General features: G+C 65.4%; 25 protein-coding genes and 1 pseudogene. 14 read left to right on the forward strand and 12 right to left on the reverse strand.

The genetic code is table 11. The features are described from left to right. Positions 1-11: 11 nt before the first annotated feature. From THIX_RS18610 to alaS, 4 genes are read right to left on the reverse strand one after another with little or no spacing between them, the layout of a single operon-like run. Positions 12-563, reverse strand: coding sequence for a DUF2062 domain-containing protein (locus THIX_RS18610; RefSeq protein WP_112487382.1), 552 nt, complete (start codon positions 561-563; stop codon positions 12-14). 20 nt (positions 564-583) lie between these two features. After that, positions 584-1,036: a dUTP diphosphatase gene (gene dut, locus THIX_RS18615; protein ID WP_199195333.1), complete on the reverse strand. Its 453-nt coding sequence runs from the start codon at positions 1,034-1,036 to the stop codon at positions 584-586. Then, positions 1,033-2,253: a bifunctional phosphopantothenoylcysteine decarboxylase/phosphopantothenate--cysteine ligase CoaBC gene (coaBC, locus tag THIX_RS18620; protein WP_233224628.1), complete on the reverse strand. Its 1,221-nt coding sequence runs from the start codon at positions 2,251-2,253 to the stop codon at positions 1,033-1,035. The genes dut and coaBC overlap by 4 nt, the downstream gene beginning before the upstream one ends. A gap of 2 nt (positions 2,254-2,255) precedes the next feature. Beyond that, complete coding sequence (alaS, locus tag THIX_RS18625; RefSeq protein WP_112487383.1) at positions 2,256-5,024, reverse strand: alanine--tRNA ligase; 2,769 nt, start codon at positions 5,022-5,024, stop codon at positions 2,256-2,258. Positions 5,025-5,250: 226 nt separating this feature from the next. Between alaS and THIX_RS18630 the strand changes: the two genes are divergently transcribed. After that, positions 5,251-6,741, forward strand: coding sequence for an NAD-dependent succinate-semialdehyde dehydrogenase (locus tag THIX_RS18630; RefSeq protein ID WP_112487384.1), 1,491 nt, complete (start codon positions 5,251-5,253; stop codon positions 6,739-6,741). 38 nt (positions 6,742-6,779) lie between these two features. On the opposite strand, the gene THIX_RS18635 is transcribed toward THIX_RS18630, so the two are convergent. The 4 genes and pseudogenes from THIX_RS18635 to THIX_RS18650 form a co-directional block, all read right to left on the reverse strand. After that, positions 6,780-7,202, reverse strand: a complete 423-nt coding sequence (locus tag THIX_RS18635) for a lysozyme inhibitor LprI family protein (protein ID WP_112487385.1) — start codon at positions 7,200-7,202, stop codon at positions 6,780-6,782. Between the two features lie 92 nt (positions 7,203-7,294). Beyond that, positions 7,295-8,242 carry a DmsC/YnfH family molybdoenzyme membrane anchor subunit gene (locus THIX_RS18640; RefSeq protein ID WP_112487386.1) on the reverse strand — a complete coding sequence of 316 codons (948 nt, stop codon included), beginning with the start codon at positions 8,240-8,242 and terminating at the stop codon, positions 7,295-7,297. A gap of 326 nt (positions 8,243-8,568) precedes the next feature. After that, positions 8,569-9,249 (reverse strand): annotated as a pseudogene (locus tag THIX_RS18645) (4Fe-4S dicluster domain-containing protein); the annotation flags it as partial. Then, positions 9,246-12,326 (reverse strand): molybdopterin oxidoreductase family protein, encoded by a 3,081-nt coding sequence (locus THIX_RS18650; RefSeq protein WP_112487387.1) that lies wholly within the window; start codon positions 12,324-12,326, stop codon positions 9,246-9,248. The gene THIX_RS18650 and the pseudogene THIX_RS18645, both read right to left, overlap by 4 nt. 283 nt (positions 12,327-12,609) lie before the next feature. Between THIX_RS18650 and THIX_RS18655 the strand changes: the two genes are divergently transcribed. The 3 genes from THIX_RS18655 to THIX_RS18665 all read left to right on the forward strand — a co-directional run bounded on the left by THIX_RS18655 (position 12,610) and on the right by THIX_RS18665 (position 15,552). After that, the gene (locus tag THIX_RS18655; protein ID WP_112487388.1) at positions 12,610-13,734 is read left to right on the forward strand and encodes an alkene reductase; all 1,125 of its coding nucleotides are present in this window, start codon (positions 12,610-12,612) and stop codon (positions 13,732-13,734) included. A gap of 94 nt (positions 13,735-13,828) precedes the next feature. Further along, entirely contained in the window at positions 13,829-15,220 is a 1,392-nt protein-coding gene (locus THIX_RS18660; RefSeq protein WP_112487389.1) for an argininosuccinate synthase, read from the forward strand. Positions 15,221-15,231: 11 nt separating this feature from the next. After that, complete coding sequence (locus THIX_RS18665; protein ID WP_112487390.1) at positions 15,232-15,552, forward strand: pyrimidine/purine nucleoside phosphorylase; 321 nt, start codon at positions 15,232-15,234, stop codon at positions 15,550-15,552. 94 nt (positions 15,553-15,646) lie between these two features. On the opposite strand, the gene THIX_RS18670 is transcribed toward THIX_RS18665, so the two are convergent. Continuing rightward, positions 15,647-16,948, reverse strand: coding sequence for an NAD(P)/FAD-dependent oxidoreductase (locus THIX_RS18670; protein WP_112487391.1), 1,302 nt, complete (start codon positions 16,946-16,948; stop codon positions 15,647-15,649). Positions 16,949-17,327: 379 nt separating this feature from the next. Here THIX_RS18670 and THIX_RS18675 point away from each other — a divergent pair, with 379 nt between their 5' ends. From THIX_RS18675 to THIX_RS18695, 5 genes are all read left to right on the forward strand, one after another. Further along, a complete protein-coding gene (locus THIX_RS18675) occupies positions 17,328-17,894 on the forward strand; it encodes a YeeE/YedE thiosulfate transporter family protein (RefSeq protein WP_256360013.1) in 567 nt (188 codons plus the stop codon). Beyond that, a complete protein-coding gene (locus THIX_RS18680; RefSeq protein WP_112487393.1) occupies positions 17,891-18,505 on the forward strand; it encodes a YeeE/YedE thiosulfate transporter family protein in 615 nt (204 codons plus the stop codon). Before THIX_RS18675 ends, THIX_RS18680 begins: the two co-directional genes overlap by 4 nt. Before the next feature lie 180 nt (positions 18,506-18,685). Further along, positions 18,686-18,955, forward strand: a complete 270-nt coding sequence (locus tag THIX_RS18685; protein ID WP_112487394.1) for a hypothetical protein — start codon at positions 18,686-18,688, stop codon at positions 18,953-18,955. An 87-nt stretch (positions 18,956-19,042) separates the two neighbouring features. Continuing rightward, the gene (locus tag THIX_RS18690; protein ID WP_158540955.1) at positions 19,043-19,843 is read left to right on the forward strand and encodes a hypothetical protein; all 801 of its coding nucleotides are present in this window, start codon (positions 19,043-19,045) and stop codon (positions 19,841-19,843) included. A 45-nt stretch (positions 19,844-19,888) separates the two neighbouring features. Next, complete coding sequence (locus THIX_RS18695; protein ID WP_112487396.1) at positions 19,889-20,869, forward strand: sulfurtransferase; 981 nt, start codon at positions 19,889-19,891, stop codon at positions 20,867-20,869. Positions 20,870-20,976: 107 nt separating this feature from the next. Here the strand turns inward: THIX_RS18695 and murB are convergent, their stop codons facing one another. Beyond that, positions 20,977-21,999 (reverse strand): UDP-N-acetylmuramate dehydrogenase, encoded by a 1,023-nt coding sequence (murB, locus tag THIX_RS18700; protein WP_112487397.1) that lies wholly within the window; start codon positions 21,997-21,999, stop codon positions 20,977-20,979. A gap of 51 nt (positions 22,000-22,050) precedes the next feature. Here murB and THIX_RS18705 point away from each other — a divergent pair, with 51 nt between their 5' ends. Next, positions 22,051-22,536 carry a YajQ family cyclic di-GMP-binding protein gene (locus tag THIX_RS18705; protein ID WP_112488465.1) on the forward strand — a complete coding sequence of 162 codons (486 nt, stop codon included), beginning with the start codon at positions 22,051-22,053 and terminating at the stop codon, positions 22,534-22,536. Continuing rightward, complete coding sequence (locus THIX_RS18710; protein ID WP_112487398.1) at positions 22,536-23,216, forward strand: TIGR02281 family clan AA aspartic protease; 681 nt, start codon at positions 22,536-22,538, stop codon at positions 23,214-23,216. Before THIX_RS18705 ends, THIX_RS18710 begins: the two co-directional genes overlap by 1 nt. A gap of 19 nt (positions 23,217-23,235) precedes the next feature. On the opposite strand, the gene plsY is transcribed toward THIX_RS18710, so the two are convergent. Together plsY and THIX_RS18720 are read right to left on the reverse strand one after the other, a co-directional pair. Further along, complete coding sequence (gene plsY, locus THIX_RS18715; RefSeq protein ID WP_112487399.1) at positions 23,236-23,868, reverse strand: glycerol-3-phosphate 1-O-acyltransferase PlsY; 633 nt, start codon at positions 23,866-23,868, stop codon at positions 23,236-23,238. A 91-nt stretch (positions 23,869-23,959) separates the two neighbouring features. Beyond that, positions 23,960-24,454, reverse strand: a complete 495-nt coding sequence (locus THIX_RS18720; RefSeq protein WP_112487400.1) for an aminoacyl-tRNA deacylase — start codon at positions 24,452-24,454, stop codon at positions 23,960-23,962. Between the two features lie 159 nt (positions 24,455-24,613). On the opposite strand from THIX_RS18720, the gene THIX_RS18725 reads away from it, so the two are divergent. From THIX_RS18725 to THIX_RS18735, 3 genes are all read left to right on the forward strand, one after another. Further along, the gene (locus THIX_RS18725; protein WP_112487401.1) at positions 24,614-25,459 is read left to right on the forward strand and encodes a 3',5'-nucleoside bisphosphate phosphatase; all 846 of its coding nucleotides are present in this window, start codon (positions 24,614-24,616) and stop codon (positions 25,457-25,459) included. A gap of 60 nt (positions 25,460-25,519) precedes the next feature. Then, positions 25,520-26,155 (forward strand): L-threonylcarbamoyladenylate synthase, encoded by a 636-nt coding sequence (locus THIX_RS18730; RefSeq protein WP_112487402.1) that lies wholly within the window; start codon positions 25,520-25,522, stop codon positions 26,153-26,155. A 68-nt stretch (positions 26,156-26,223) separates the two neighbouring features. Then, positions 26,224-26,883, forward strand: coding sequence for a site-2 protease family protein (locus THIX_RS18735; protein WP_112487403.1), 660 nt, complete (start codon positions 26,224-26,226; stop codon positions 26,881-26,883). Positions 26,884-26,913 lie beyond the last annotated feature (30 nt).

The following is a 26,913-nucleotide window of genomic DNA, read 5'->3' on the forward strand; positions in this document are numbered from 1 at the left end:
CGCCGCCGGACTCAGCGGCCGAGACGCGCCGCGCGACGGCGGCTCCATTGCAGGCGAATGGAGCAGTTCCATCCCACCCGCACCACGGTATACCCGACCAGCGCGAGCAACACCGCCAGCAGCGGCAGCCCCACGAGCAAAGGTTCGCCCAGGCCGATGGCCCAATGCATCAAGGCGCGTGTGGAATCGACCACCCGGGTCCAATCGAATTGCGGCAAGGGCGCCAGCGCATTGCCGCCGTTCATGCCGGTGGCCCAGCTGCCCAGCTTGTAGGCCGCCAGGTACAGCGGCACGATGGTCAAGGGGTTGGAGTACAGCGTGGTGACCAGGGCGATGGGAAAGTTGCAGCGCAACAGCACGGCGAGGATGCCTGCGGTGAGCATTTGCAGCGGTCCGGGAATCAGCCCGCCAATCATGCCTGCGGCCACGGCGAGCGCCACGCTGCGCCGATGCAGGCTCCACAGTGCGGGATGCGCCAGATACTTGGCAAACGGCCGCAGCAGCGCGTGCTCGCGCATCGCGTCGAAACGCGCGGCAATGGCACGGGCGTACTTGCGAGCCATACGGGGCGACGACGCCGGGCTCAGCCCTTGCCGGTGGAGCCGAAACCGCCTTCGCCACGCGCGCTCGGCGTGAAGGCGTCGACCACCCGCCACTGCGCCTGCACCACCGGCACGATGACCAGTTGTGCGATGCGCTCGAAGGGCTGCACGGTGTAGGGCTGCGTGCCGCGGTTCCAGCAGCTCACCATGAGCGGGCCCTGGTAATCGGCATCGATCAGCCCCACCAGATTGCCCAGCACGATGCCGTGCTTGTGACCCAGGCCGGAACGCGGCAGGATGATCGCGGCATACCCCGGGTCGGCGACATGGATGGACAGGCCGGTTGCGATCAACTCGGCGTGGCCGGACGTGAGCACCAATGGCGCGTCGATGCAGGCGCGCAGGTCCATGCCTGCGGCCCCGGGGGTGGCGTAGGCGGGAAGTTGTTCGCGCAGGCGAGGGTCGAGCAGGCGGACTTCGATCGGCAGGGTCATGGATGGGGCTTGGAACAACTGGGAAGACGGAGCGCGGTTTCACTGACGATGCGGCGGCCCAGTTCCAGCTTGCTGGCGCGCGGCAGCTCGGTGGTGCCATGGGCGTCGATCAGCACGCAGGCGTTGTCGTCGCGGCCAAAGGTTTGCGGGCCGAGATTGCCCACCAGCAGCGGCACGCCCTTGCGCTGGCGCTTGGCCTGGGCGTTGGCCAGCAGGTCGTCGGCCTCGGCGGCGAAGCCCACGCAATAGGGCGCATCCGGCCGGGCGGCAATCTCGGCCAGGATGTCGGGATTGGTGTCGAGTTGCAGCACCGGCGGCGGCTGATCGGGCTGCTTTTTCAGCTTGCCGGCATGCGCCTGCGATGGCCGCCAATCGGCCACGGCGGCGGCGGCGATGAACACATCCACCCCCGGCAGCGCGGCCAGCACTGCGGCACGCATCTGCAAGGCCGTTTCCACCGGCAGCAGGCGCACGCCATAGGGCGGCGGCAAGGCCGTGGGGCCGGCCACCAAGGTGACTTCAGCGCCCTGCTCCCAGGCGGCTCGCGCCAAAGCCCAGCCCATCTTGCCGCTGGAGCGATTGGTGAGGCCACGCACGGCGTCCCAAGGCTCGAAGGTAGGGCCGGCGGTGATGAGCACCCGCCGCCCGGCCAATGCCTTGGGCTGGAACAGGGCTTCCAGTTCGAGCACGATGTGTTCGGGCTCGATCATGCGGCCCTCGCCCACCTCGCCGCAAGCCTGCTCGCCGCTGGCCGGGCCGGCAATGCGCACGCCGTCTTCACGCAGGCGCTGCACATTGCGCTGCACCGCCGCGTTGGCCCACATCTCGCGGTTCATCGCCGGGGCGAACACCGTGGGCACGGCGCCACGCGCCAGCACCAGGGTGGAGAGCAGGTCGTCGCCCAAACCGTTCGCGGCCTTGCCGAGGCAGTCGGCGCTGGCCGGAGCCACCACCAGGGCATCGGCGGCGCGCACCAGGTCGATATGGTCCATGCCGCTGGCCGCCAAAGGCTGCCACTGGTCGGTGGCCACCAGGCGGCCCGAGAGCGCCTGGAACGTGGCCGGCCCGACGAAATGCGTGGCCGCCGTGGTCATCACCACTTGCACCTGGTGCCCGGCCTTGGTCAGGCCGCGCACCAGTTCGCAAGCCTTGTAGGCTGCCACGCCACCGCTCACACCCAGAAGGATGTGGCGGGATTGCGGGATGGGGTTGATCACGCTCAGGCCGATTGCGCCACCAGGCGCTGCGCGACGAATGCGTGCCCGGCGGCGAGCGCGGCGTCCACCGCCTGCGGCTGGCTGCCGCCGGCCATGGCGAAGTCCGGCCGGCCGCCGCCCTTGCCGCCCACTTGCTGCGCGGCGATGCTCACCAGTTCGCCCGCCTTGATGCGCGCCGTCAGGTCCTGGGTGACGCCGGCAGCCAGTTGCACCTTGTCGCCCTCGGTGCTGGCCAGCAGCACCACGGCGGACTTGAGCCTGGCCTTGAGCTGATCCACCACACTGCGCAGCGCCGTGGCATCGGCACCATCCAGGCGGGCGGCCAGGAACTTGACGCCGCCAATGTCCTGCGCCTGCGCGGCCAGTTCCACGCCGCGCGAGGCGGCGTGCTGGGCCTTGAGCGCAGCCAGGTCTTTTTCCAGTGCGCGCAACTGCTCCAGCAACTGCGTGGCGCGGGCATCGAGTTCGTGTTCCGGGGTTTTCAGCAGGGCCGCCAGCGCCGCCAGTTCACTGCTCTGGCGCTGGCCCAGTTGCAAGGCGTTCATGCCGGTGGCGGCCTCCACGCGGCGCACGCCGGCCGCCACTGCACTCTGGCTGATGATGCGCAGGCTGCCGATGTCGCCGGTGCGCGCCACGTGGGTGCCGCCGCAAAGCTCGCGGCTGTCGCCGATGTCGAGCACGCGCACGACGTCGCCGTACTTTTCACCGAACAGCATCATCGCGCCGGTTTTCTTGGCTTCTTCGATCGGCAGCACCCGCGCCTGGGTGGCGGCGTTGTGCAGGATCTGCTCGTTCACCCAACGCTCGATGCGCTGAACGTCCTCGGCGGAAATCGGCGCGTCGTGGGCGAAGTCGAAGCGGGTCTTTTCGGCATCGACCAGCGAGCCTTTTTGCTGCACATGCTCGCCCAGCACCAGGCGCAGCGCCTTGTGCAGCAGGTGGGTGGCGCTGTGGTTGCGCATGGTGGCGTGGCGGCGCCCGGCGTCCACCCGCGCGGCCACGGTTTCGCCCACATGCAGGCTGCCCACTTCGAGCCGGCCATGGTGGCCGAAGACATCGGCCTGGATTTTTTGGGTGTCGGCCACGAGAAAGCGCAGGCCGCAGGCATCCCCCTCGAACAGCACGCCGGCGTCGCCCACCTGGCCGCCGGACTCGGCATAGAACGGCGTGCGGTCGAGCACCACCACACCCTCCTCGCCTTCATCCATGCGCGGCACCGAAGCGCCGCCCACATACAGCGCCAGAATCCTGCAGGCGTCGAGTTGCAGATGCTCGTAGCCCTGGAATTGGGTGGCGGCGCCGCTGTAGTCGAGATTGCCGGTCATCTTGAACTTGCCGGCAGCACGCGCCTGCTCGCGTTGCCGGTCCATCGCAACGTCGAAACCCACTTCGTCCACCGCCACATCGCGTTCGCGGCAGACATCGGCGGTCAGGTCGAGCGGGAAGCCGTAGGTGTCGTAGAGCGCGAAAGCCACGTCGCCCGAGAGCGTGGATGCGCCGCGCGCGCGCATGGCGTCGAGTTCGGCTTCCAGGATGCGCATGCCATTTTCCAGCGTCTCGCCAAAACGCTTCTCCTCGGCTTCGAGGGTGTCCTGAATGCGGCTGGAAGCCTGCGCCAATTCGGGATAAGCCGCGCCCATCTCGGCCACCAGATCGGGAACGAGTTTGTGGAAAAACGGTTTGTGCTGGCCCAGCTTGTAGCCATGGCGCAGCGCGCGGCGGGTGATGCGGCGCAGGACATAACCGCGGCCTTCGTTGCCGGGAATCACGCCGTCGGCGATGAGAAAGGCGCAGGCGCGGATATGGTCGGCGATCACCTTCAGCGACACATGGCCGAGATCGGCGCAACCCGTTTCGCGTCCGGCGGCCTGGATGAGTTTCTGGAACAGGTCGATCTCGTAATTGCTGTGCACATGCTGCAGCACCGCGGCAATGCGCTCCAGCCCCATGCCGGTGTCCACGCAGGGACGCGGCAACGGTTTTTGGGCATAGGTGGTCAGCTTCCAGGCGTCGCCCTGACGTGCGACGAGGGCGATGGTGCCGGCGCGCTCGGCATCGGCCTTGGCGGCCTGGGCCTGGGCCTCGACCTCGCTGGCGAAGCTCGTTTCCTCGGCCACGCTGCGCTCGTACTGCATGAACACCAGGTTCCAGACCTCGATGTAGCGGTCGCCATCGCCCTCGGGCGAGCCGGGCGGGCCACCCCAGACGTCCGGGCCGTGGTCGTAGAAGATTTCGCTGCAAGGCCCGCAGGGGCCGGTGTCGGCCATCTGCCAGAAGTTGTCGGAGGCGTAGCGCGCGCCCTTGTTGTCGCCGATGCGCACGATGCGCTCAATGGGCACGCCAATCTCCTTCGCCCAGATGTCATGCGCTTCGTCGTCCTCGGCGTAGACCGTGACCCACAGCTTGTCGGCGGGCAGTTTGTACACGGTGGTCAGCAACTCCCAGGCGTAGCGGATGGCGTCGCGCTTGAAATAGTCGCCGAAGCTGAAGTTGCCCAGCATCTCGAAAAACGTGTGGTGGCGCGCGGTGTAGCCGACGTTTTCCAGGTCGTTGTGCTTGCCGCCGGCGCGCACGCAGCGCTGCGCCGTGGTGGCGCGGGTGTAGGGGCGCTTGTCCTGGCCGAGGAACACGTCCTTGAACTGCACCATGCCGGAGTTGGTGAACAGCAGCGTCGGGTCATTGCCCGGCACCAGGGACGACGACGGTACGCGGGTGGAGCCCTGCGACTCGAAATAAGCCAGAAATTTTTCGCGGAGGTCGGAAACGTTCATCGAAACACCTGAATGGAGTCGGCGCATACGGGGGCTGCCACGCGCAAACCCGCGCTGACGAAACCGCGATTTTAGGCGCCGACCCCATCTTCGGCAGGCGCTGCGACAGGCGGGCATGCCGGGGTTGCGCAGTGGTTGACCGATCTCGCGCCATGTGGTGCTGTGCAAGGCGGCCCGCGCGGGACTAAATTGACGCTTGGTTCCGTTCACACACCCGACAAGCACCATGGATACTGCCACCTCGCCACTTGCCCTGCTGCAAGACCCCAGCCTGTTGAAGACCCAGGCCCTGATCGACGGCCGCTGGGTTGACGCAACCAACACCGTGCCCGTCCACGACCCGGCCAATGGCCGGCTGCTGGCCCGGGTTCCGCGCCTGGGCGCGGCCGAAGCCGAAGCGGCGATTGCCGCCGCCGACCGGGCCTGGCCCGCATGGCGCGCGCAACCGGCGAAACAGCGCGCTGCGGTGATGCGCCGCTGGTTCGAGTTGCTGATGCAGCATGCCGACGACCTGGCCCGCATCATGACCGCCGAGCAGGGCAAGCCGCTGGCCGAGGCCAAAGGCGAAGTCGTGTACGGCGCCAGTTTCGTCGAGTGGTTCGCCGAGGAAGCCAAGCGGGTGTATGGCGAAACCATCCCCAGCCCCGACGCCACCAAGCGCCTGCTGGTCATTCGCCAGCCGGTTGGCGTGTGTGCGGCCATCACGCCGTGGAATTTCCCGCTGGCGATGATCACCCGCAAGGTGGCGCCTGCCCTGGCCGCGGGTTGCCCAGTGGTCATCAAGCCGGCCGAGCAGACGCCGCTGACGGCCTTGGCGGCCGCCGAGTTGGCGCTGCGCGCCGGCATGCCGCCGGGGGTGCTGAACATGCTGACCAGCGATGCCGAGGGCTCGGTCGAGATTGGCGGTGTGCTGTGCGCCAGTCCGGTGGTGCGGCATTTGTCGTTCACCGGGTCCACCGAGGTCGGGCGCATTCTCATGGCGCAATCGGCGCCCACCATCAAGAAGCTGAGCCTGGAGTTGGGCGGCAATGCGCCCTTCATCGTCTTCGACGATGCCGATGTGGACGCTGCGGTGGAAGGCGCGATGCAGAGCAAATACCGCAATGCCGGCCAGACCTGCGTGTGCGCCAACCGCCTCTACGTGCAGGATGGCATCTACGACGCCTTCGTCGTCAAGCTCGCCCGGCAAGTGTCGGCCATGAAGGTGGGCGGCGGTTTCGACACCGGGGTGCAGGTCGGCCCGCTGATCGACGCCCAGGCGCTGGCCAAGGTGCAGCGCCATGTGGACGACGCCGTGGCCAAGGGGGCGAAGGTGTTGACCGGCGGCAAGACCCTGGACAGCGGCTCGGGCGGGCGCTTCTACGCCCCGACCGTGCTGGCCGAGGCCAACGCGGGCATGCTGTGCGCCCGCGAGGAAACCTTCGGCCCGGTAGCGCCGGTATTCCGTTTCAAGACCGAAGAGGAGGTCATCGCCGCGGCCAACGCCACTGAATTTGGTCTGGCGGCCTATTTTTTCAGCCGCGATGTCGGCCGCATTTTCCGCGTCGGCGAGGCGCTGGAATACGGCATGGTGGGCGTCAACACCGGGCTCATGTCCAACGAGGTGGCGCCGTTCGGCGGGGTCAAGCAATCGGGCCTGGGCCGCGAGGGTTCGCACCACGGCATCGAGGAGTACGTCGAGATGAAATACCTCTGCCTGGGCGGCATCGACCGCTGAGTCCGGCTGGTTCTGCGGCGCACCCTGAGGCCACGGCGTCAGGGTGCGCCGCCACCCCACACCGGGCCGATGGCCGGGCAGTCGCCATGCCGGCGGCAATCGTCAAAACCTTGCAGGGCGGTGATGCGGCGTTGCACATGCGCTGCCAGGCAACTGTCCTCCTGCGTCACCCAATCGGGCCCGCCCGTGCGTTGCGGGCCCAGGCGGAACATGCAATCGGCGTTGGTGTAACGGCGCCAAAGGTTTTGCGCATGGATGAGCCTGCGCTCGCCGATGGTGCCCTGGGTGCGGGCCAACTCGGCGCGGTAAAGCTGGCTCATCTGCTGGTTGAGCGCATGCAGGCAGGTGTGATCGCAAACCGGGACTGTGGCGCCGGATGCCGCTGGGGTCTGCGCCAGGGCGTTGGAAACACCCAACACACAAGCGGCGATCATTGCAGCCGCGCGATAAAAACCAGACATCGGGGCAACTCCGTGAGAGATGGAATGCCTTCTCAGAACCCCGGCCGCGCGCTTGGTTCACTGCAGGTCCGGGTCAGTGCATGGCCTCATGCTTAATGCGCCGCCGCGTAGTAGCGGTTTTGCGGATGTTGCACCTGCGCAAAAAACCACCAGCGCTCCAGCACCAGCCCGGCCATTTGCAGCAGCCAGGCCGCCAGCAGCCAGGCTGTGGGCTGCGCCGCACCGGCGGCCGCGCCCAGCAGCGCCAGGGGCAGCCCGAAGCCGAGCACGGCGAAGCCCATCTGCACCGCCGCCACCCGCTTGGCGCCGGCGCCGTGCGTGAACTCGTGCAGATTGAAACTGCCGGCGGTGAAGCCGCGCGAAATCTGCCGGATGTCGCCCGAGCGCACACCGATGGCCGTGGCCAGGCTGCCCGCCGGCTGCAGCCGTGCGTTGCGCAGGAACAGCGCGGCGCGCGCCAGCGCCGCCGCCAGGGTGAGCGCCAGGGCCGAGGCCGCCAGAGCGCGTGCCGGCAGGCCATGCCAGGCGAACAGCAGCGCCGCGAGGATGAAACCCGAGGCCAGGCCCATGAGCACGAAATTCACCAGGGTCCAGGACGTGGCCCACTCGCGGATGAAACGCACCCCGGCATAGATCATCGCCGTGCAGACCCACAAGACGGCCGCGGCCAGCGCCAGCAGCAAGAAGGCCAGCACCTGCGGCAGGGTTCCGCCCCAGCGCAGCGCCACCCAGCAGAGCGCGGCCACGCCGAGAAAAACCGGCAGGGCGATGACCTCGCGCGACAACCAGGACGTGCGCCACATCGCTGCGGCGCGCCAGGCGCGCTCGGGCCGGCCCAGGTGCAGGAACGAAGCCACCAGTCCGCCGGCACCGAGCAGCAGCACGATGAGCAAAGCCAGCTGCGCCACGCCCTGCGCCGCCCCATGCGCCACGGATAGGCCGCCGAAGGCGCCCAAGGCCACCAAGGCCAGCGCCACGGCCAGGCCTTGAGCGCAGCCGATCCAGGTGGTGAGGACTAAAACCGACCAGGCGGGACGCATGCTCAACGTCCTCCGAGCAGAGCGGCGGCCAGCTGTGGCGCTGCGCCGGCTGGCTGGGTGCGGCATGCTGGCGTGGCGCCGGCAGCGCCAGCATGCAGCGCCAAGTCCGCAACCGCGCCGGCGGCTGCAGCTTTGTCGCATCCGCAGCCGCTGCATGCGCGGCCCGCACTGGCGCGTATGGACGATGCCGCCGATGTGCGCCTGCTGGCCACGCCGCCCGTCATGCGGCCGAAGATGCGTGACAGCAGGCTTTCGCTCTCGCGCACCAGTTCCGTGGCGGCGGCACACTCCCCCGTGTCGGCCATCGCGGGCTGCATGCCGGCTTGCGATGGAGGCTGGGGCTGGGCAGCGGCCGGTCCGCCTGCCGCTCCATCCTGCAGACCTGCGGCCACCATCGCCCGGCGCGGCAGGTACTGGTTGGCGGGGCGGGTGCCGAGTTCGGGCATCAGGGCGTAGCCACCCCTGCTGCGAATGGCTTGCGACACCTCGGACTCGGGGTCGTGCACATCGCCGAACAGCCGCGCATGGGTCGGGCAGGCGTTGACACAGGCGGGTTTGCGGCGCTCGGGCGGCGTGGCTTCGTCGTAGATGCGGTCCACGCACAGGGTGCATTTGGTCATGATGCCGCGGTCCTCATCGAACTCGCGGGCGCCGTAGGGGCAGGCCCAGGCGCAGTATTTGCAGCCGATGCATTTGTCGGCATCCACCAGCACGATGCCGTCTTCCTTGCGCTTGTAGGAGGCGCCCGTGGGGCACACCGGCACGCAGGGCGGCTCCTCGCAGTGCAGGCAGCTCTTGGGGAAATGCACCACCTGCGTGTTGGGAAACTGGCCGACCTCGAAGGTCTGCACGCGGTTGAAGAAGACCCCCGAGGCGTCACTGCCGTAGGGATCCAGGTCGCTCAAGGGGCCGGCGGCGCCCGAGGTGTTCCATTGTTTGCAGGACGTGACGCAGGCATGGCAGCCGACGCAGACATCCAGGTCGATGACCAGGGCGAGTTGGGTCATGAGCGGGCCTTGGGTTGAGAGGTCGTGGCCTTGTGCATGCGCCCGGCGTGGTATCGCAGCACCTGCTCGTGCGATTGCGGCCCGGCGTGCTGGCCGGGGGTGCGCGGCGGCGGGGCGTGGCGGGGCCAACTGGCGTCGGCATCGACCGCGTGCAACACGTCGGCCGTTGCCGGCAGGGGGGCGCCGTGGACCTCGGCGTAGGCATCGTCGCCGGTTGCCATCTCAGGGGCGTCGGCCGGGCGCAGCCGCACCCGCACGTCATACCAGCCGGCCTGACCGGTGATGGGGTCGCTGTTGGACAGCGGACCGTTGGCGCCGGGCAGCTCGTCGGTGATCAGGTGGTTGAGCAGGAAGCCGCGGCGCGACTCGGCCGCGCCCGGCTGCAGGCCCCAGGCGCCGCTGGCCTTGCCGATGGCGTTCCAGGTCCACACCGTGCCGGGCTCCACCGCCTCGGAATACTGCGCGACGCAGCGCACCCGGCCCCAGGGCGACTCCACCCACAGCCAGGCACCGTCATCCACTCCGGCTTTGCTTGCGGTTTGCGGGTGCACGAACAAGGGGTTGTGGCCGTGAATTTGCCGCAGCCAGGCGTTTTGCGCATCCCAGGCGTGGTACATGGCCATCGGCCGCTGCGTCACCGCCGCCAGCGGAAAGGCCGCGGCGTCGGTCTGCGCCTGCTCCAGCGGCGGCTCCCAGAACGGCAATGGGTTGAAATGGTGGGCGATGCGCGCGCGCAAATGCGCCGGCGGCTGGCGGCGCGGCTGGGCTGGGCTCGCGGCGGCCGCCTCCTCGGCACGGCCACGCGCGGCCAGGCGGAACTTCTGCAGCACCTCGGCATAGATGGCGATGACCACCGGATCGTCGCGCCGGCGCCAGCCCATCTCCTTGGCGTAGCGCAGGTAGTCGCGGTTGACGCCGCGCATGTAGCGCAGGTTCTCGGGCAGGGGGGTGTAGTGCACGCAATCGTTCGCGGCGTAGCGCTCCCACTGCTCGGGGTTGGGCTCGCCCTTGAGCGTCTTGCTGCCGTCCTTGCCGCGCCAGCCGGAGAGAAAGCCCACGCCCGAGCCGGGTGCCGTTTCGTAGTTGACGATGAAGTCGGTGTACCCCTTGTACTTGCGGCTGCCGTCGGCCGCGGTGAACGCCGGAAAGCCCAGACGCGAGGCCAGCTCGATCAGCACCTCCTGGAACGGCCGGCATGCGCCCAGGGCCGGCACCACGGGAACACGCACCGAGTCCATCGCGCCGTCGAATTCGGAGATCGGGCGGTCGAGCATGGACATCGCATCGAACCGTTCCAGATAGCTGGTGTCGGGCAGCACCAGATCGGCGAAGGCCACCATCTCGGACTGGAAGGCGTCGCACACCACCAGGAAGGGAATCTTGTGCTCGCCGTCGGCACGCTTATCGGTGAGCATGCGACGCACGCGCTGCGTGTTCATGGCCGAATTCCACGCCATGTTGGACATGAAAATCAGCAGGGTGTCGATGGGGTAGGGGTCGCCGCGCCAGGCGTTGGTGATGACGTTGTGCATCAGCCCGTGCACCGCCAGCGGATGCTCCCAGGAGAAGGCCTTGTCGATGCGCATGGGCCGTCCAGCCTCGTCCACCATCAGGTCCTCGGGCCCGGCTGGCCAGCCCAGCGGCGCGCCGTTCAGGGGCGTGTTGGGCTTGACGTCGCTCCACGAGCGCGCGGTGCGCACACCCGGCGGCGTCTGCTTGGGGTATGGCGGCTTGTGGCGGAAACCGCCGGGAGCATCGATGGTGCCGAGCAGGCTCATCAACACCGCCAGGGCGCGGATGGTCTGGAAGCCGTTGGAATGCGCCGCCAGCCCGCGCATGGCGTGAAACGCCAGCGGCCGGGCGGTGACATGGCTGTGCTCGCGGCCCCAGGCATCGAGCCACCGCTGCGGCACCTCAAAGGCCTGGTCGATGGCGGCCTCGGCCATCTCTTCGGCCAGCTGCGCGATGCGCGCGGCGCTGATGCCGGTGATCGTGGCGGCCCACGCCGGCGTGCACGCCGCCACCTGCTCGCGCAGCAGCTGCAGCGCGGTGGCCACCGGGGTGCCGTCGGGCAGGCGATAGTGGCCGAACAGGGCCGGCTGCGCGTCGTCGGCCCAGGCCGGCACGGGCTTCTGGGTGACCGCGTCCCACCACCAGGCGTTGCGCGGCGCGGCGGGGTCGCCCACTTCACCATCGGGGTTGCGCACCATCATGCCGTCGTCCGGGTGGCCGGGCTGCATCCGCACCAGCTGCGCGGCGTTGGTGTAGCGGGCGGCGTAGGCGGCATCGAACCGGCCGCTGCGCAACAGTTCGTGCAGCAGCGCCATGAACAGCGCACCGTCGGTGCCGGGACGGATGGGGATCCACTCGTCGGCCACCGCCGAATAGCCGCTGCGCACCGGGTTGATGGAAATGAAGCGCCCGCCCGCGCGCTTGAAGTCCGACAGCGCCATCTTCAGCGGGTTGCTGTGGTGGTCTTCGGCGGTGCCGATCATGACGAACAGTTTGGCCTGCTTCAGGTCCGGGCCGCCGAACTCCCAGAAGCTGCCGCCGGTGGTGTAGATCATGCCAGCGGCCATGTTCACCGAGCAGAAGCCGCCATGCGCGGCGTAGTTGGGGGTGCCGAATTCGCGGGCGAACAAGCCGGTGAGGGCCTGCATCTGGTCGCGCCCGGTGAACAGGGCGAACTGCTTGGGATCGGTGGCGCGGATGTGGCGCAGCCGGGCTTCCAGCAGGCTGAAGGCGTCGTCCCAGGAGATGGGCTCGAACTCCCCTGCCCCGCGCTCGGCGCCGGGCTTGCGCCTGAGGGGCTGCGTCAGCCGCGCGGGCGAGACCTGCTTCATGATGCCGGCCGAGCCCTTGGCGCAGATCACACCATGGTTGAGCGGATGGTTGGGATTGCCCTCGATGTAGCGCACCTCGCCGTCGCGCACATGCACGTTGATGCCGCAGCGGCAGGCACACATGTAACAGGTGGTGGACTTGATCGTGCTGACGCCGGCCGGGTGCGCCGTGGGATCGTGCAGCGGACGGCCATTGGAGAAGATGCGGTCGATCAGGGTGGTGAGGCCGGACATGATGGGGGCTCTGGGTGGTGTGCGAGGTGCTGCCCCTCACCCTAGGGCCTCCCGCGTGACATTTCCAACGCAATGTTTGGTTCACGATCAACGTATTTTTTGATCGGAGATCCAGCAATGCGCCTCGGGACCAGCCTCGCCTACCACGGATTCAGGCGCCAGGTCTTGCCATGTCCTCTGCAATTTCCCGCAAGCTTGCTTACGATGCATCTTGCACCGCACCATTTCACGAACTTTTGCCAGACAAGCACGGCGAAGCTCGAACCTGTCCAAAGGACCGTCCATGAACCCTGCACTGCCCCAGCTTTTCTCTCCCATGACCTGCGGCTCCCTGAAACTGCCGAATCGCATCGTCATGGCTCCGCTCACGCGCTCACGCGCCAGTCAACCCGGCGACATCCCCAGCGCGATGAACGCGACCTACTACGCCCAACGCGCCAGCGCCGGGTTGATCATCAGCGAAGCCACGCAAATATCCCGCCAGGGCCAGGGCTATGCCTGGACCCCCGGCATCTACACCGACGCGCAAGTCGCGGGCTGGAAGCTGGTGACCGACGCGGTTCATGCTGCTGGCGGCCGCATGGCCTTGCAAATCTGGCATGTGGGCCGCATTTCGCATCACCTGCTGCAAGAAGGCGGCCAAGCGCCCGTGGCGCCGTCAGCCATTCGCAGCGATACCGGGGAGTCCTTCGTCGTGACGCCCGAGGGCCCGGCGCGCGTGCCCTGCGACATGCCGCGCGCTCTGGAAACCCATGAGATTGCCGGCATCGTCGCCGACTATGCCCAGGCCGCGAAAAACGCGCTGGCTGCAGGCTTCGACATGCTGGAACTGCACAGTGCGAATGGCTATTTGCTGCAGCAATTCCTCTCCACCAACAGCAACCAGCGCACCGACCCGTACGGTGGCAGCCTGGAGAACCGCGCCCGCCTGGTGCTGGAAGCGATGGACGCGATCATCGCCGTCGCCGGGGCGGATCGCGTGGGTGTGCGCATCTCGCCGCACTTCATCCGCCACGATATCGTCGACACCGAGACCGAGGCCATCCACCTCTACCTGGCGCGCGAGTTCGGCCGCCGTGGCGTGGCCTATATCCACGTCGCCGAGCCCGACTGGGCGGGCGGCCCGTCGCTGACCGACAGCTTCCGCCAGCAACTGCGTGCGGCCTATGGGGGGCGCATCATCGTCTGCGGCGGCTATACCCCGGAATCAGCCGAGGCACGCATCGCCTCGGGCATGGCCGATGCGGTGGCCTTCGGCCGCTCCTATATCGCCAACCCGGATCTGGCGGAGCGCTTCGCCCAAGGTGCCGCGCTGAACAAGCCTGACGCCACGACGTTCTATGGCGGTGGCGAGCATGGCTACACCGACTACCCTGCCATGAACGAACAAGCCAGAGAAGCCGCCTGACCTCTGACTGAACTGCAGGCCCCGAATGCCCGGCAACGCCGGGCATTTTGCTTTTCTACAATGCTCGTTTCGCTGACCCAAACTGGATCCTTTCATGGCCTCGACACGCACGGTCCCCCCCATCAAGAAGGTCGTACTCGCCTACTCCGGCGGGCTTGACACCTCGGTCATTCTCAAGTGGCTGCAAGACGAATACCAATGCGAGGTGGTGACCTTCACCGCCGACATCGGCCAGGGCGAGGAAGTCGAGCCGGCGCGCGCCAAGGCGCTGAAAATGGGCATCAAGCCCGAGAACATTTACATCGACGATCTGCGCGAAGAATTCGTGCGCGACTTCGTCTTCCCGATGTTTCGCGCCAATGCGTTGTACGAAGGCGAGTACCTGCTGGGCACGTCCATTGCGCGTCCGCTGATCGGCAAGCGCCTGATCGACATCGCCAAAAAGACACGGGCCGACGCCATCTCTCACGGCGCCACCGGCAAGGGCAACGACCAGGTGCGCTTCGAACTCACCGCCTATGCGCTGATGCCGGGCGTGAAGGTCATCGCCCCCTGGCGCGAATGGGACTTGCTGTCGCGCGACAAATTGCTGGCCTATGCCGACAAGCATGGCATTCCAGTGGACTTCAAGAAGCGCAAGGGTGGTGGCGCGCCGTACTCGATGGACGCCAACCTGCTGCACATCAGCTACGAAGGCGGCGTGCTGGAAGACCCGAACTACGCGCCCGACGACAAGATGTGGCGCCTGACCCTGTCGCCGGAAAAGGCGCCGGGCAAGCCGCAGATCGTCGAACTGACTTACGAGCGCGGCGACATCGTCGCCATCGACGGCAAGCGCTTGTCACCCGCACAGGTGCTCACGCTGCTCAACGCCATCGGCGGTCGCCACGGCATCGGCCGGCTCGACAAGGTGGAAAACCGCTACGTCGGCATGAAGAGCCGTGGCTGCTATGAAACCCCGGGCGGCACCATCATGCTGGCCGGGCACCGTGCCATTGAGAGCATCACGCTCGACCGCGAAGTCCAAGCGCTGAAAGACGACCTGATGCCGCGCTATGCCCGCATGATCTACAACGGCTACTGGTTCGCGCCCGAGCGCGTGCTGCTGCAAGGGTTGATCGACGCCTCGCAGGCCAGCGTCAACGGCAAGGTACGCCTGAAGCTCTACAAGGGCACGATCATGTGCGTGGGCCGCGAGTCGGCCACCGACAGCCTGTTCGACCCGATGATCTCCACCTTCGACGACGACGGCGGCGCCTACGACCAGGCCGATGCGGCAGGCTTCATCAAGCTCAACGCCCTGCGCCTGCGCATCGCCGCCAACGCCAAGGCCAGGCGCGCAGCCAAGCCGCGAGCCCCAGCCAAAGCGGCGAGCAAAGCCGCCAACAAGCCAGGCGGCAAGCCTGTCAGCAAAACGGCTGCCAAGGCCGTATCCACTAAGCCCGCTCCCGCCAAACGCGGCAAGTCTGCCGCGGAACCTCATTGAGGGCCATCGCCATGCATCCAAGCACCATCCAAGCCCAGGTCACGCCTCGAGCGAACGTGTATTTCGATGGCCGCTGCGTGAGTCACGACTTGCAACTTGCCGACGGCAGCCGCAAGAGCGTGGGCGTCATCCTGGCAGGCAGCGAACTCACCTTCAACACGGGCTCGCCCGAGATCATGGAAGGCGTGGGCGGCTCATGCGAGTGGCGCCTCAAAGGCGCCGAGGCCTGGCTGTCCAGCGGCGACGGCCAGCAATTCTCGGTACCCGCCAATGCGTCATTCGATATTCGCGTCGGCGCCGAGCCTTATCACTACATCTGCCATTTCGGCTGAACCGACGCGAACCAGCCCTTGCGCAAGACGACAAAAAAGCCGCATGACCATTGGGTCATGCGGCTTTTTCTTGACCGCTCGAAGCCGGATGGCTTCAGGTCTGGTGGTGCGGATGCAGCACCTTGTCCTGCAGTCGCTTGAAGCCGATGAGCTTCATCACGTACTTCTCGTAAATCGGCTCGGAGTTACCCTTCTTCATCTTGCGGATGAAGTACTTCTCGAAGGCGATCTTGGCCAGATGCACCCATTTGCCGGAACCGAACCAGTTCACGTCGCGTGGGGGTATCTGCGGAATGGCGACGAAGGCCGCGCCGGTGGTGCCGAAGTCGGCCAGGCAAATGGCCTGCCAGGTCCCTTTGTGGGAAGGCTGTTGACCCGCCAGTTCTTCCTGGATGTTGTGGACGATGGCCGTGATCATGGACTCGATCATGTAACCGGTCTTGGGCACGCCGCAGGGCACCGGGGTCGGGCCCACGGGGGGGATCGCGATGCACACGCCGGCCGAATAGATGTTCTTGTATTTCGGGCTGCGCTGGAAACCGTCGACCATGACGAAGCCACGCGGATTGCACAAACCTTCGACCTTGGCCACGGCATCGACACCCTTGAAGGGCGGCAGCATCATGGCATGCTTGAAGGGCAATTCATGCTTCTTCAGAACATTGCCTTGCATGTCGAGTTCGTCGACAAACATCTTCCCGGCCTCGACCTTGGTGGTCTTGGCATTGGTGATCCAACGGATGTCGTGCTCGCGGTACTCGTGCTCCATGATGCCCTTGGAGTCGCCCACGCCGTCCAGCCCCAGGTGCCCGATATAGGGCTCGGCGGTGACGAAGGTGATGGGCACTTTGCTGCGCATTTTTTTCTTGCGCAAGACCGCATCCAGGATCATGGTGTACTCGTAAGCGGGTCCGAAGCAGCTGGCCCCCGGCAAGGCACCGATGATGACGGGCCCCGGGCTGTCGCACAGCTTCTGAAAGTCCTCGTAGCATTTTTCGGCGTGGTCGATGGTGCAAATGGACTGGGTGTATCCGCCGTGTGGACCGGAACCCTCCACTTCCTCGAACGACAGCTTCGGACCGGTGGTGATCATCAGGTAGTCGTAATGGACCTTGTCGCCGTTCTGCAGCGTGATGTTGTTGCCGGCGGCGTCGATGTCGGTGGCAGCTTGCGCGATGAAATCAATGCCCTTGCGCTCGAGATACGGACGCATCGGGAACACGACTTCCTCGCGCGAGCGCCAACCCACCGCGACCCAGGGATTCGAAGGAACGAACTGAAAGTAGTCCACGGCATTGATGACCGTGATCTTGTGTTCCTTCCCGAGCAGGGCGCGGGCCTCATAGGCAGCCGGCATGCCACCGATGCCAGCCCCTAGAACGACGATGTGTGCCATAGGTTGTTTCCTCCGAAACGGTCCTGATCAATTGCCTGAAGCCACGCGCCACGGCGCGCAGCCGCCCCAGTCATCGACGCATTCAGGATTTGGCACGGCAGGCGTAGCTGTGCATTCCCGTTGTTGCGTTTGCCATTGTGTTTGTCAGTCTGCCGATCCGCCGATCTTTGACTGATCTGGCCATTGACCGGTCAGCGAAGCATACCCACGGCGATATGCAGGTACCGGATCCGCAGCGCAAGTATGGATGGATCATTGACATGGGTCAATCCAATCGAGTCTCAGTCCGTGTTTGCCCTCCCCTGGACAAACCCTAATACTCCAGGAAGCATGACGGGAACCTGTCTATACTCGACGCAGTTCCCCAAAGCGCCTATCAATTTCGAGGAAATTTGGTCAAACGCAGTTTTCACACGCATCCCAGGAGGAAGACACGATCATGCGAACCCCACGCCCCCTTTGGAATCCCTATGTCGCCGGGGTGGTCCTCGGTTTGGGACTCCTGGCCACCTTTATCGTCACCGGCAATGGCTATGGTGTCACCGGAGCAACCACCCTGGCCACAGCCGCCGTGGCTGGCCGGATCGACCCCGCCATCGTCGCGCAACACACCTATTTGCACGGCATGTTCGACGTTGGCCTGAACCGCTGGATCGTCTGGGAGGTGGTTGGCCTGGCCATCGGCGCCCTCATCGGCAGCGTGCTGGCTGGACGCTTCAAGTTCCAGGTTGACGGACCCACGCAGGCCGGGCGCAGTCTGCGCCTCGTGCTGGCACTCGCCGGTGGTATTGCCGCAGGCTTCGGTGCGCGTCTGGCGCTGGGCTGCACCAGCGGCATGGGCCTGTCAGGGTCGGCCACGCTGGCTGCCGCAGGCTTCCTCTTCCTCATCGGGTTTTTCATCGCCGGTATCGTGTTCGGTCAAATGACGAAAGGACTTTGGAAATGAGCTTCCCTCTCGGTTATACCGGTCCACTTTCGGGCATCATCCTTGGCGTCGTCTTCGGCTATGTGCTGGAAAACGCCGGTTTTGGCAGCGGCTGCAAACTCACGGCGCAGTTGCGTTTGAAGGACTGGGCCGTGTTCAAGGTCATGTTCACCGCCATCATCGTGGCGTCCGGCGGCTTGTATCTGATGCAAGGCTTGGGCTTGGTGAATGTCGCCAGCGACATGTTCGTGCCTTCCGTCTTCATCTGGGGCAGCGCCTTGGGCGGCGTGGGCATCGGTGCCGGCATGGCCATCGGTGGCTACTGCCCAGGCACTTCGCTGGTTGCGCTGTTCTCCGGCAAGCTTGACGGCTTGATCTTCCTTCTCGGCATCGGCCTCGGTACGCTGGTTTTCAACGGCTTCTCGGCGTCCATCGAAAGCTGGGCCTGGAAGCAGGTGGGCCCCGACTCACTGACCGTACCGCAACTCCTGCACATGCCCGCTTGGGCCGTCTGGGGATTGCTGTTTGCGATTCTGGTGGGGGTTGGCTACCTCACACGCACCAACCAAGCATCTCCTGCAGCGTCCATGCCCCGGAAGGCATCGGGCATGACGGTCACGCAGCATTCCTGAGCGTGTCAGGAGCAGTCCACGCGCCAGCTCGGCCGTGGACTGCTCTTTCTCCGATCAACGCGGCGCCTGTGCACCTTTCCCTCGCTCACGCGTTGAAGTCCAACCAGCCAGATGCTCATTTGGCTGAGTATCGAGCCCCACGTTTTTGTTGTCTTTTCCACCGCCCTCAGGAGATTTTCAATGGCCAAATCGCGCCTCAAGTTGTCTCATGCCCTGCCCGCTCTGGCGCTTGCCGCTGCCATCGTTGCTCCCATGCCCCAAGCTCTGAGCAGCCTGTCCGGCGCGCCCACGGCACAAGCCGCGGCCAACCCCTGCGCCCCAAGCAATCCTTGCGCACCTTCGTCCAAAAAAACGGACAAGAAAACGAATATGGAGAAAAAGGCCGGCAACCCCTGCGCCCCAGGCAAGCAGGAACACAAGTCCAGCAACCCCTGCGCACCTTCGAAGTAATCCCCAGCGCTGGCTATCGGGCATTGATTCCCGCAGCTTCGTCGCTGTTTTTGCGCTGAGACTCCAGTCGCGTTCCACTCTTGATCCATGCAAGTCAGATCATCCGAGTCGTCGTCACACCTTCGGCTCGGCGCCTCCGAGATGCAGCGCTTGATGCGCATGGAGCCTCGATTGCAACGGCAGCAAATGCTCCAGGCTGCCGAGGATGTGCTGGACTGCATCCAGACGTATTCACGACGCGGCACCGGTGTGCTTGCCGATGTGCTCGGCAAGCACACCCAGTTCGAAGAATGGGCGCATTACCCGAACAACGACGCCGTCGATGCACGCACCGGCTACCGCTTTTATTACCACGCACACGCAGCGAGCGGGCGCATGGCCGGTGAACATGGCCATTTTCATGTGTTTGGGCCGGCTCCAACCTTGCGAAACGGGAACAAGGCTGGCCTCGAACTCAGTTCCGCTGACCCAGCTGATTTGACCGCTGACCTGACTGCCGATGCCCCCCCCGGTTCCACCCCCGATTACACCCATCTCGTCGGCATTTCCGTGGACGAGCGCGGCTTTCCCCTGCGCTTGTTCACCACCAACCGCTGGGTCACTGCCGAGCAGTGGCTGCCTGCCCCGGCCGTGATTCGCACGGTGCACAAAATCGACATGGCGCAAGCCAAGCCGGCAGCAGCCGCACGCTGGGTCGAAGGCATGGTGCGATTATTCGCCGTGCAAATCGCCGCGCTCGTCCGGCGACGCGATGCGCGCATCGCCACAAGAACACTTCACGCAGATCCCGAACGCGTGTTCGAGGATCGACGCACCCATATCCTGAGCCAGTGTCGCATCGACCTTGCGAAGCAGTTTCAATTTTTGGAGGGCGCCGGTATCGGCTGAAACCCAAATCCGATCCGGTATTTTTTGTTCAACGAGGAGAGAAGCATGAAATTAGTCAACTTGATTGGTGCCGGCATTCTGGGAGCTGCTGCCCAGATGGCATCCGCCGCTGGCCTTCCCGGGCCGTTGGTCACCCCGCAATGGCTGCACGAGCATATGAACGAGGTCACCATCGTCGACATTCGTGACGACATGAAGACCTTCACCGCCGAACCGAAGTTCGAAGTCGACAAAAAAACCGGCAAGAAAGATCTGGTGCAAACCGGCGGCCATCTCGCGGGGGCGATATCCGTCGATTTTGGCAAGATTCGTGAAGAGCGCACCGTCGACGGCGTGAAGATCAAGGCCCAGCTTCCCACGGCCGCGTTCTTCACCAAGGCCATGGACGATGCCGGCCTGAACAAGACCGACAAGCCCATCGTGATCGTTCCCACTGGCGAAAGCGTCGATTCGATGGACATGGCCACCCGCCTGTACTTCCAACTGCGCTACTTCGGCGAGCCGCGCGACAAGCTCGCCATCCTCAATGGCGGTGTGAACGCCTGGCTGCAGGCAGGCTTCCCTGTGGTGGCCGACAAGGCTGCGACCGCCCCCGGCAATTGGACTGCTGGCACGGAAGACAAGAGCATTCTGGCTTCGATGCAGCAGGTCAAGGAAGGTCTGCAAAAGGGTTCCGACCAGTTTGTCGACGCGCGTCCCACGGCCCAGTTCCTCGGCATCGTGAAGAAGCCGATCAACAAGACGGCCGGCCATCTGCCCGGCGCACGTTCCTTCCCGACCGACGCCATCGTCAAGCCCGTGGGCGCTGCGCACGAGTTCATGACGGCCGACGACTACAAGAAGATCTACGCCGAGTTCAACATCCAGCCGAATGCGCCCACCGTGACCTATTGCAACACCGGTCACCTGGCGTCCGGCGCCTGGTTCGTGACCCACGAAATTCTGGGCAACCAGAACTCCAAGCTCTACGCCGGCTCGATGATCGAGTGGACCAATCTGGGCAACCCCACGGTCGGTCTGCAGTAAGGCGACAACTGCACGGTCCCGTCGACCTCTGCGTTGGCAGGACCGTCGGCTCAGAGCAAGGCGCTTCGGCGCCTTTTTTCAGGCCTGCTTTCCTGCAGGCAGGCTGATCAAACCAGCACGGGCTCGTATTCGAGCGTGATGCCGAATTTCTGCGCCACAGCCTGCTGCACGGCGCTGGCCAGTGCGTGAATCTCCTCGCCGCTGGCCCCTCCCTTGTTCACCAGAACCAGGGCGTGGCGCGCATCCACGGCGGCGCGGCCAAGGCTCTTGCCCTTCCAGCCACTGGCATCGATCATCCACGCAGCAGCCAGTTTGTAGGTGCCATCCTCCAGCGGATAGCTGACGATCTCGGGAAAGTCCTGCAGGATTTCATTGCGGATGGTGCGGTTGACCACCGGGTTCTTGAAGAAACTGCCGGCATTGCCAAGTACGGCTGGATCGGGCAGTTTGGCGCGGCGGATCGTGCACACAGCCTCGAAAATCTGCCACGCATCGGGCGCGGCAATGCCGAGTTTGCCGAAGTGCCGTTCCAGGTCGGCATAGCCGAGCACCGGCCTCCAAGGTTTGGGCAGGCGCAAACGCAGCTGCGTGATGATGGACTTGCCAGCCAGCTCGCGTTTGAACAGGCTGTCGCGATAGCCGAAGCGGCAGGCAGCCGCGTCCAGCGTGACGACGCGGCCGGTGGTCAGGTCGACGGCGTCGAGCGACTCGAAGCGCTCCGCCAGCTCCAGTCCATAGGCGCCGATGTTCTGCACCGGCGCGGCGCCAGCGGTTCCGGGGATGAGGGCGAGGTTCTCCAGCCCCCCGAAGCCTTGCTCCAGGCTCCAGCGCACGAGATCGTGCCAGCCCACACCCGCACCGGCTTCGAGAATGGTGGCATCGGCGCCGTCGCGCACCACGCGCAAGCCGCCGATCTCGATTTTGACGACGAGCGCCTGCGGGTCACGTGTGAGCAGCAGGTTGCTGCCGCCGCCCAGTACGAGTTTCGGCAGCACACCGAGTTCGGGGTGGTCGACCAGTTGCCGCACCTCACGCTGGCTGTGCACGCGCACCAAGCGGGCGGCGTGCGCTGCCACACCGAAGGTGTTCATGGCGGCCAGGGGAACGTGGGTTTCGAGTTGCAGGTCCATACAATCGGTGGCTTCGGCCAAACGGCCATTATCTTCGCCCGATCCAGCACCATGCCATCTTTCGACGCAGTCCTTGAACCCAACCTGATCGAGATCCGCAATGCGGTCGACCAGACCAGCAAGGAAACCCATAACCGTTTCGACTTCAAGGGCAGTTCGGCCAAGGTCGACCTGGCCGACAAGCTCATCACGGCCTGGGCTGACAGCGACTTCCAGCTCGGCCAGGTGCGTGACGTGCTGATGAGCAAGATGGCCAAGCGCAATGTGGACGTGCGCTTTCTCGATCTCGGGAAAATCGAGACCATCGGCGGCGACAAGGTCAAGCAGGTCATCACCGTGAAATCCGGCATTCCGCAGGACTTGGCCAAACGCATCACCACGGCGGTGAAGGAGTCCAAGCTCAAGCTGCAATCGGCCATTCAGGGAGATGTGGTGCGCATCACCGGGGCCAAGCGCGACGACCTGCAAACCGCCATGGCCTTGCTGAGCAAGGCCATCACCGACGCGCCGTTGTCGTTCACCAACTTTCGCGACTGATGCGCGCTTCGCCCTCCACGGCTGCCGCATGTCGGCTGCAGGCATTGCGGCGGCTGCGTCAGCTCGCGGCCTTGGCCCTGTTCGGCGGCTGTGCCGCAGCTGGCGCGCAGAGTGTGAGTCTGGTCGGCAGTTTCGGCGACAAGGCCTTGCTGGTGATCGACGGCGCTGCGCCCAAGGCTGTGGCTGCGGGGCAAAGCCGGCAGGGCGTGAAAGTCGTGCGCGTGGGCGACGGGTCGGCCGTGGTGAGTGTGGGCGGCCAACAGCAGGAGCTGCGCGTGGGTGCAAGCCCCGTGAACCTGGCTGGCAAGGGCGCGGCATCGACCGTGCTGCAAGCGCTGCCGAATGGCCAGTTCGTCACTGAAGGGCGCATCAACGGCAAACTCGTTCGCATGATGGTGGACACCGGAGCCACCATGGTGTCCCTGAGCCGCGCGCAGGCGATTCAACTCGGCCTGTCGCTACAAGGCGGGCGCCCGATTGCCGTGCACACGGCCAACGGCGTCGTCCAGGCAACCGAAATCATGTTGAGTTCCGTGCGCGTCGGCACCATCGAACGCCGCGAAGTGCCAGCCGTCATCCAGGACTCGTCGCTGCCCATCGTGTTACTGGGCATGAGCTTTCTCAAGCACATGGATTTGCAGCACAACGCCGACCAGCTGACGTTGACGGCGCGCTACTGATCGACCATCGGCGTCAAGGCTAGGGCTGCTTGCGCCCGATGCGACTTTCCTTGCCATCCAGCAGATTGCGGACATTTCTGCGGTGCCGCCACACCACCAGCGCCGAGATGGCGACGATCGCCAGCAGCATGGCCATGTCGCCCTTCCAAACCAATCCGCTACCCAGCCAGTCGTAGAACGGTGCGAACACGGCCGCCGAGAGCGCCGCCAGGGACGAGTAGCGCGTGAAGATGGCGACGATCAACCAGGTTGCGATCGTCGCCAAACCCAACCAGGGGCTGATGGCCAGCAGGATGCCGGCTGCGGTGGCCACGCCTTTGCCCCCCTTGAACTGGAAAAAGACGGGGTAGAGATGACCCAGAAAAACGGCCACGGCCACCAGGGGCACAGCGGCGGGCTCAAGCCACCCGGCCTGGGCGCCCCAAGACGCCAGCCAGACCGGCAGCCAACCCTTGAAGGCATCGAGCAACAGGGTCGACACGGCGGCCAGCTTGCTGCCTGAGCGCAGCACATTGGTGGCGCCCGGATTGCCGGAGCCGAAACCGCGTGGGTCCGGCAGCCCCATGAACCGGCTGACGACCACGGCAAAGGCAATGGAGCCGAGCAGATAGGCGGCAAGGGCGGCAAGAAGGGCGGTGAAGGTGAGATTCATCGCTGCGGATTCTATTGACCCCGGGTTCAGGATCGCCATGCAAGCCATCGAGCTGGCAAGCTGCCTGGATCGGCAATCCGGAATTCGCAACTCAGGCCAGTGGCAGGGCACAGTGCACGGGTTGCGCATGAAGCTGCGCCATGAGCAGGGCCGGCTCCATCCCCAGCAGCAGGCCACGGCGCCCACCGTTGATGTAGATGCGCTCCAGCTCCAGCACCGTTGCCTCGACATAGATGGGCATGGTCTTGCGCAAGGCGAACGGCGAGGTTCCACCCACCTGGTAGCCACTGTGCCGCTGCGCCGCGGCGGGGCTGCAGGGCTGTATGGTTTTGACGCCGATGGCCCGCGCCAGGTTCTTGGTCGAAACCTGGCAATCGCCATGCATCAGCACCACAAGCGGCTTTGCCGTTTCGCTCTGCATCACCAGAGTCTTGATCACGGCGTGCAGGGGAAGTCCCAGGGCTTCAGCGCCCCAGGTCGCTCCGCCATGGTCCACGTAGTCGTAGACGTGCAAACTGAAGTCGGCGGACCGGCCGCGCAGCCATGTGGTCGCGGGAGTTTCGCTGGGCTTGTGGGCCGAGTGCATGCGGGTTTGCCGTCCAGGAAGCAACAATGAAACCCTATTGCAGCAGCCGGCAGCCTTCCTGCCAAGTCATGCTTGCGACGGCGAACGCCTGGCCGGCAGCGACAGCGGGCCGATAGCCTTACCCGGGGTCACAAGGGGGCAGCGGCCTAGAATCCAGCCATGCCTGCTGCACCCAACGCCGATCTGCACTGCCATTCGACCGTGTCGGACGGAACGCTTGCACCTGCTGCACTGGCCCACCGCGCGCATGGCAATGGCGTGCAGCTCTGGGCACTGACCGATCACGATGAAACCGGCGGCCTTGCCGAGGCCGGCGAAGCTGCACTTGCCCTGGGCCTGCGGTTCGTGCCGGGTGTGGAAATCTCCGTTTCGGTGGGGGCGCAAACCGTGCACATCGTGGGCCTGGGCATCGACCCGGCCCACCCAACCTTGCTGGCCGGTTTGGCCCAGGTGCGCTCCGGGCGCGAATTGCGCGCCCACATGATGGCGCGATCGCTCGAGCGGCAAACGGGCCTGCGCGACGTCTATCTCGGCGCAGCGCGGCATGCCGGCAACCCGGCCCTGATCTCGCGGACCCATTTCGCCCGCTTCCTGGTCGAGCACGGCATCTGCGGCAATACACATGAAGTGTTCGGGCGCTTCCTCACCCCCGGCAAGCCGGGCTATGTCGAACACGACTGGGCCACGCTGCAAGACGCGCTGGGCTGGATTCAGGCCGCAGGCGGACATGCCGTGATCGCCCACCCCGGGCGCTACCGCTTCAGCTCGACCGAGGAGCTGGCGCTGTTCACCAGCTTCAAGGACATGGGCGGCGCCGGGGTTGAAGTGATGACGGGCAGCCACAGCGCGGCGGATTTCCGCAAGTACGCCGGCATGGCACTGGCGTTCAATTTGCGCGCTTCGCGCGGCTCGGACTTCCACAGTCCGCAGGAAAGTCGCTGCGATCTGGGCCAACTCCCGCCGCTTCCCGCCGATCTCGCCCCCATCTGGGAGTTGTTGCACTGACGGCTCGACCCCGCCTGCCTGGCGGACAATGCCGCATCAGCCGCTCCTTCCGCATTCAGCATGGCGCAATACTTCCACATCCATCCCGACAATCCGCAGCCGCGGCTCATCAAGCAAGCCTGTGCGATTCTCCACGGCGGCGGCATCGCGGCCATTCCCACCGACTCGTCGTATGCCCTGGTCTGCCATCTGGACGACAAGGCCGCAGCCGAGCGCCTGCGCCGCATCCGCCAGGTCGACGACAAGCACCATCTCACCCTGCTCTGCAGCGATCTGTCGGAACTCGGCGCCTATGCGCTGGTGGACAACCGCCAGTTCCGCCTGCTGCGCGCAGCCACACCCGGACCCTACACCTTCATTCTGGAAGCCACCAAAGAAGTGCCGCGACGCCTGTCGCACCCCTCGCGCAAGACCATCGGCGTGCGCGTGCCGGAACATACCGTCACCCACGCGCTGCTGGCCGAACTGGGTCAGCCCCTGCTCGCCACCACGCTCATCCTTCCCGGTCAATCCGAGTCCTTGAATGACCCTGAGGACATTCGCACCCAACTCGAAAAACTGGTGGAACTGGTGCTCGATTCGGGGCCCTGTCCGCAGCAAGCCACCACGGTGATCGATCTTTGCAGCGCTCCGCCCACGGTGGTGCGCTTGGGACGCGGCGCACTCGGCCCACTGGGTCTGAGCGCCGAAGCATGACGCCAGCCCTGCAGCACAAATCCTGATCCTGACCCCATCCCCGAACCCCCAATCCCCACAAGCCATTCATGGACCAACTCATCCAGGCCGTCACCATCTATGCGTTGCCGGTGCTCTTCGCCATCACCCTGCACGAGGCTGCGCATGGTTATGCGGCACGTCATTTCGGTGACAACACGGCTTACATGATGGGGCGCGTGTCGCTCAACCCGGCACGCCACATCGACCCCATCGGCACCATCCTCGTGCCATTGATGCTGTATTTCGCCACCGGTGGCGCTTTCCTTTTTGGCTACGCGAAACCGGTGCCGGTGAACTTCGGCGCCTTGCGCAACCCCAAGCGCGACATGATCTGGGTGGCACTGGCTGGCCCCGGCTCCAATTTCCTTCAGGCTTTTTTGTGGGGGCTGGCGCTCATTGCCTTGAACGCCTTCGGCAACACTGAAATCTATTTCTATGACGTGGCCCGAGCGGGTATTTTGGTCAACATCGTCATGTTCGTGTTCAACCTGTTCCCCATCCCGCCGCTCGACGGTGGCCGCGTCCTGGTCGGCCTGCTGCCGGTGCGCCAAGCCATCGCCCTGTCACGCATCGAGCCGTACGGGTTTTTCATCGTCATGGCGCTGGTGCTCACCGGGATCATCACCACCGTCTGGCTGATTCCCCTCATGGGCCTGACACAAACCGTGCTCGGCCTGCTGCTGACCCCTTTCAAGCTGCTGCTCTGAGGGGGCCCCCAGACCTGCCGCTTTGCGTCA

It is taken from the genome of Thiomonas sp. X19, from assembly GCF_900089495.1.
In the GTDB taxonomy this organism is placed as follows: domain Bacteria; phylum Pseudomonadota; class Gammaproteobacteria; order Burkholderiales; family Burkholderiaceae_C; genus Thiomonas_A.

Excerpts from the sequence above, each read along its gene's own strand:
- THIX_RS18680 (WP_112487393.1), top strand. The coding sequence starts at position 17,891 with ATGAGCTTCCCTCTCGGTTATACCGGTCCACTTTCGGGCATCATCCTT.
- THIX_RS18610 (WP_112487382.1), bottom strand. The coding sequence starts at position 563 with ATGGCTCGCAAGTACGCCCGTGCCATTGCCGCGCGTTTCGACGCGATG.
- THIX_RS18630 (WP_112487384.1), top strand. The coding sequence starts at position 5,251 with ATGGATACTGCCACCTCGCCACTTGCCCTGCTGCAAGACCCCAGCCTG.
- THIX_RS18660 (WP_112487389.1), top strand. The coding sequence starts at position 13,829 with ATGGCCTCGACACGCACGGTCCCCCCCATCAAGAAGGTCGTACTCGCC.
- murB (WP_112487397.1), bottom strand. The coding sequence starts at position 21,999 with ATGGACCTGCAACTCGAAACCCACGTTCCCCTGGCCGCCATGAACACC.
- THIX_RS18705 (WP_112488465.1), top strand. The coding sequence starts at position 22,051 with ATGCCATCTTTCGACGCAGTCCTTGAACCCAACCTGATCGAGATCCGC.
- THIX_RS18720 (WP_112487400.1), bottom strand. The coding sequence starts at position 24,454 with ATGCACTCGGCCCACAAGCCCAGCGAAACTCCCGCGACCACATGGCTG.
- THIX_RS18640 (WP_112487386.1), bottom strand. The coding sequence starts at position 8,242 with ATGCGTCCCGCCTGGTCGGTTTTAGTCCTCACCACCTGGATCGGCTGC.
- THIX_RS18710 (WP_112487398.1), top strand. The coding sequence starts at position 22,536 with ATGCGCGCTTCGCCCTCCACGGCTGCCGCATGTCGGCTGCAGGCATTG.
- THIX_RS18695 (WP_112487396.1), top strand. The coding sequence starts at position 19,889 with ATGAAATTAGTCAACTTGATTGGTGCCGGCATTCTGGGAGCTGCTGCC.
- THIX_RS18655 (WP_112487388.1), top strand. The coding sequence starts at position 12,610 with ATGAACCCTGCACTGCCCCAGCTTTTCTCTCCCATGACCTGCGGCTCC.
- THIX_RS18735 (WP_112487403.1), top strand. The coding sequence starts at position 26,224 with ATGGACCAACTCATCCAGGCCGTCACCATCTATGCGTTGCCGGTGCTC.
- THIX_RS18635 (WP_112487385.1), bottom strand. The coding sequence starts at position 7,202 with ATGTCTGGTTTTTATCGCGCGGCTGCAATGATCGCCGCTTGTGTGTTG.
- THIX_RS18665 (WP_112487390.1), top strand. The coding sequence starts at position 15,232 with ATGCATCCAAGCACCATCCAAGCCCAGGTCACGCCTCGAGCGAACGTG.
- THIX_RS18650 (WP_112487387.1), bottom strand. The coding sequence starts at position 12,326 with ATGTCCGGCCTCACCACCCTGATCGACCGCATCTTCTCCAATGGCCGT.
- THIX_RS18725 (WP_112487401.1), top strand. The coding sequence starts at position 24,614 with ATGCCTGCTGCACCCAACGCCGATCTGCACTGCCATTCGACCGTGTCG.
- dut (WP_199195333.1), bottom strand. The coding sequence starts at position 1,036 with ATGACCCTGCCGATCGAAGTCCGCCTGCTCGACCCTCGCCTGCGCGAA.
- THIX_RS18685 (WP_112487394.1), top strand. The coding sequence starts at position 18,686 with ATGGCCAAATCGCGCCTCAAGTTGTCTCATGCCCTGCCCGCTCTGGCG.
- plsY (WP_112487399.1), bottom strand. The coding sequence starts at position 23,868 with ATGAATCTCACCTTCACCGCCCTTCTTGCCGCCCTTGCCGCCTATCTG.
- THIX_RS18670 (WP_112487391.1), bottom strand. The coding sequence starts at position 16,948 with ATGGCACACATCGTCGTTCTAGGGGCTGGCATCGGTGGCATGCCGGCT.
- THIX_RS18730 (WP_112487402.1), top strand. The coding sequence starts at position 25,520 with ATGGCGCAATACTTCCACATCCATCCCGACAATCCGCAGCCGCGGCTC.
- THIX_RS18690 (WP_158540955.1), top strand. The coding sequence starts at position 19,043 with ATGCAAGTCAGATCATCCGAGTCGTCGTCACACCTTCGGCTCGGCGCC.
- alaS (WP_112487383.1), bottom strand. The coding sequence starts at position 5,024 with ATGAACGTTTCCGACCTCCGCGAAAAATTTCTGGCTTATTTCGAGTCG.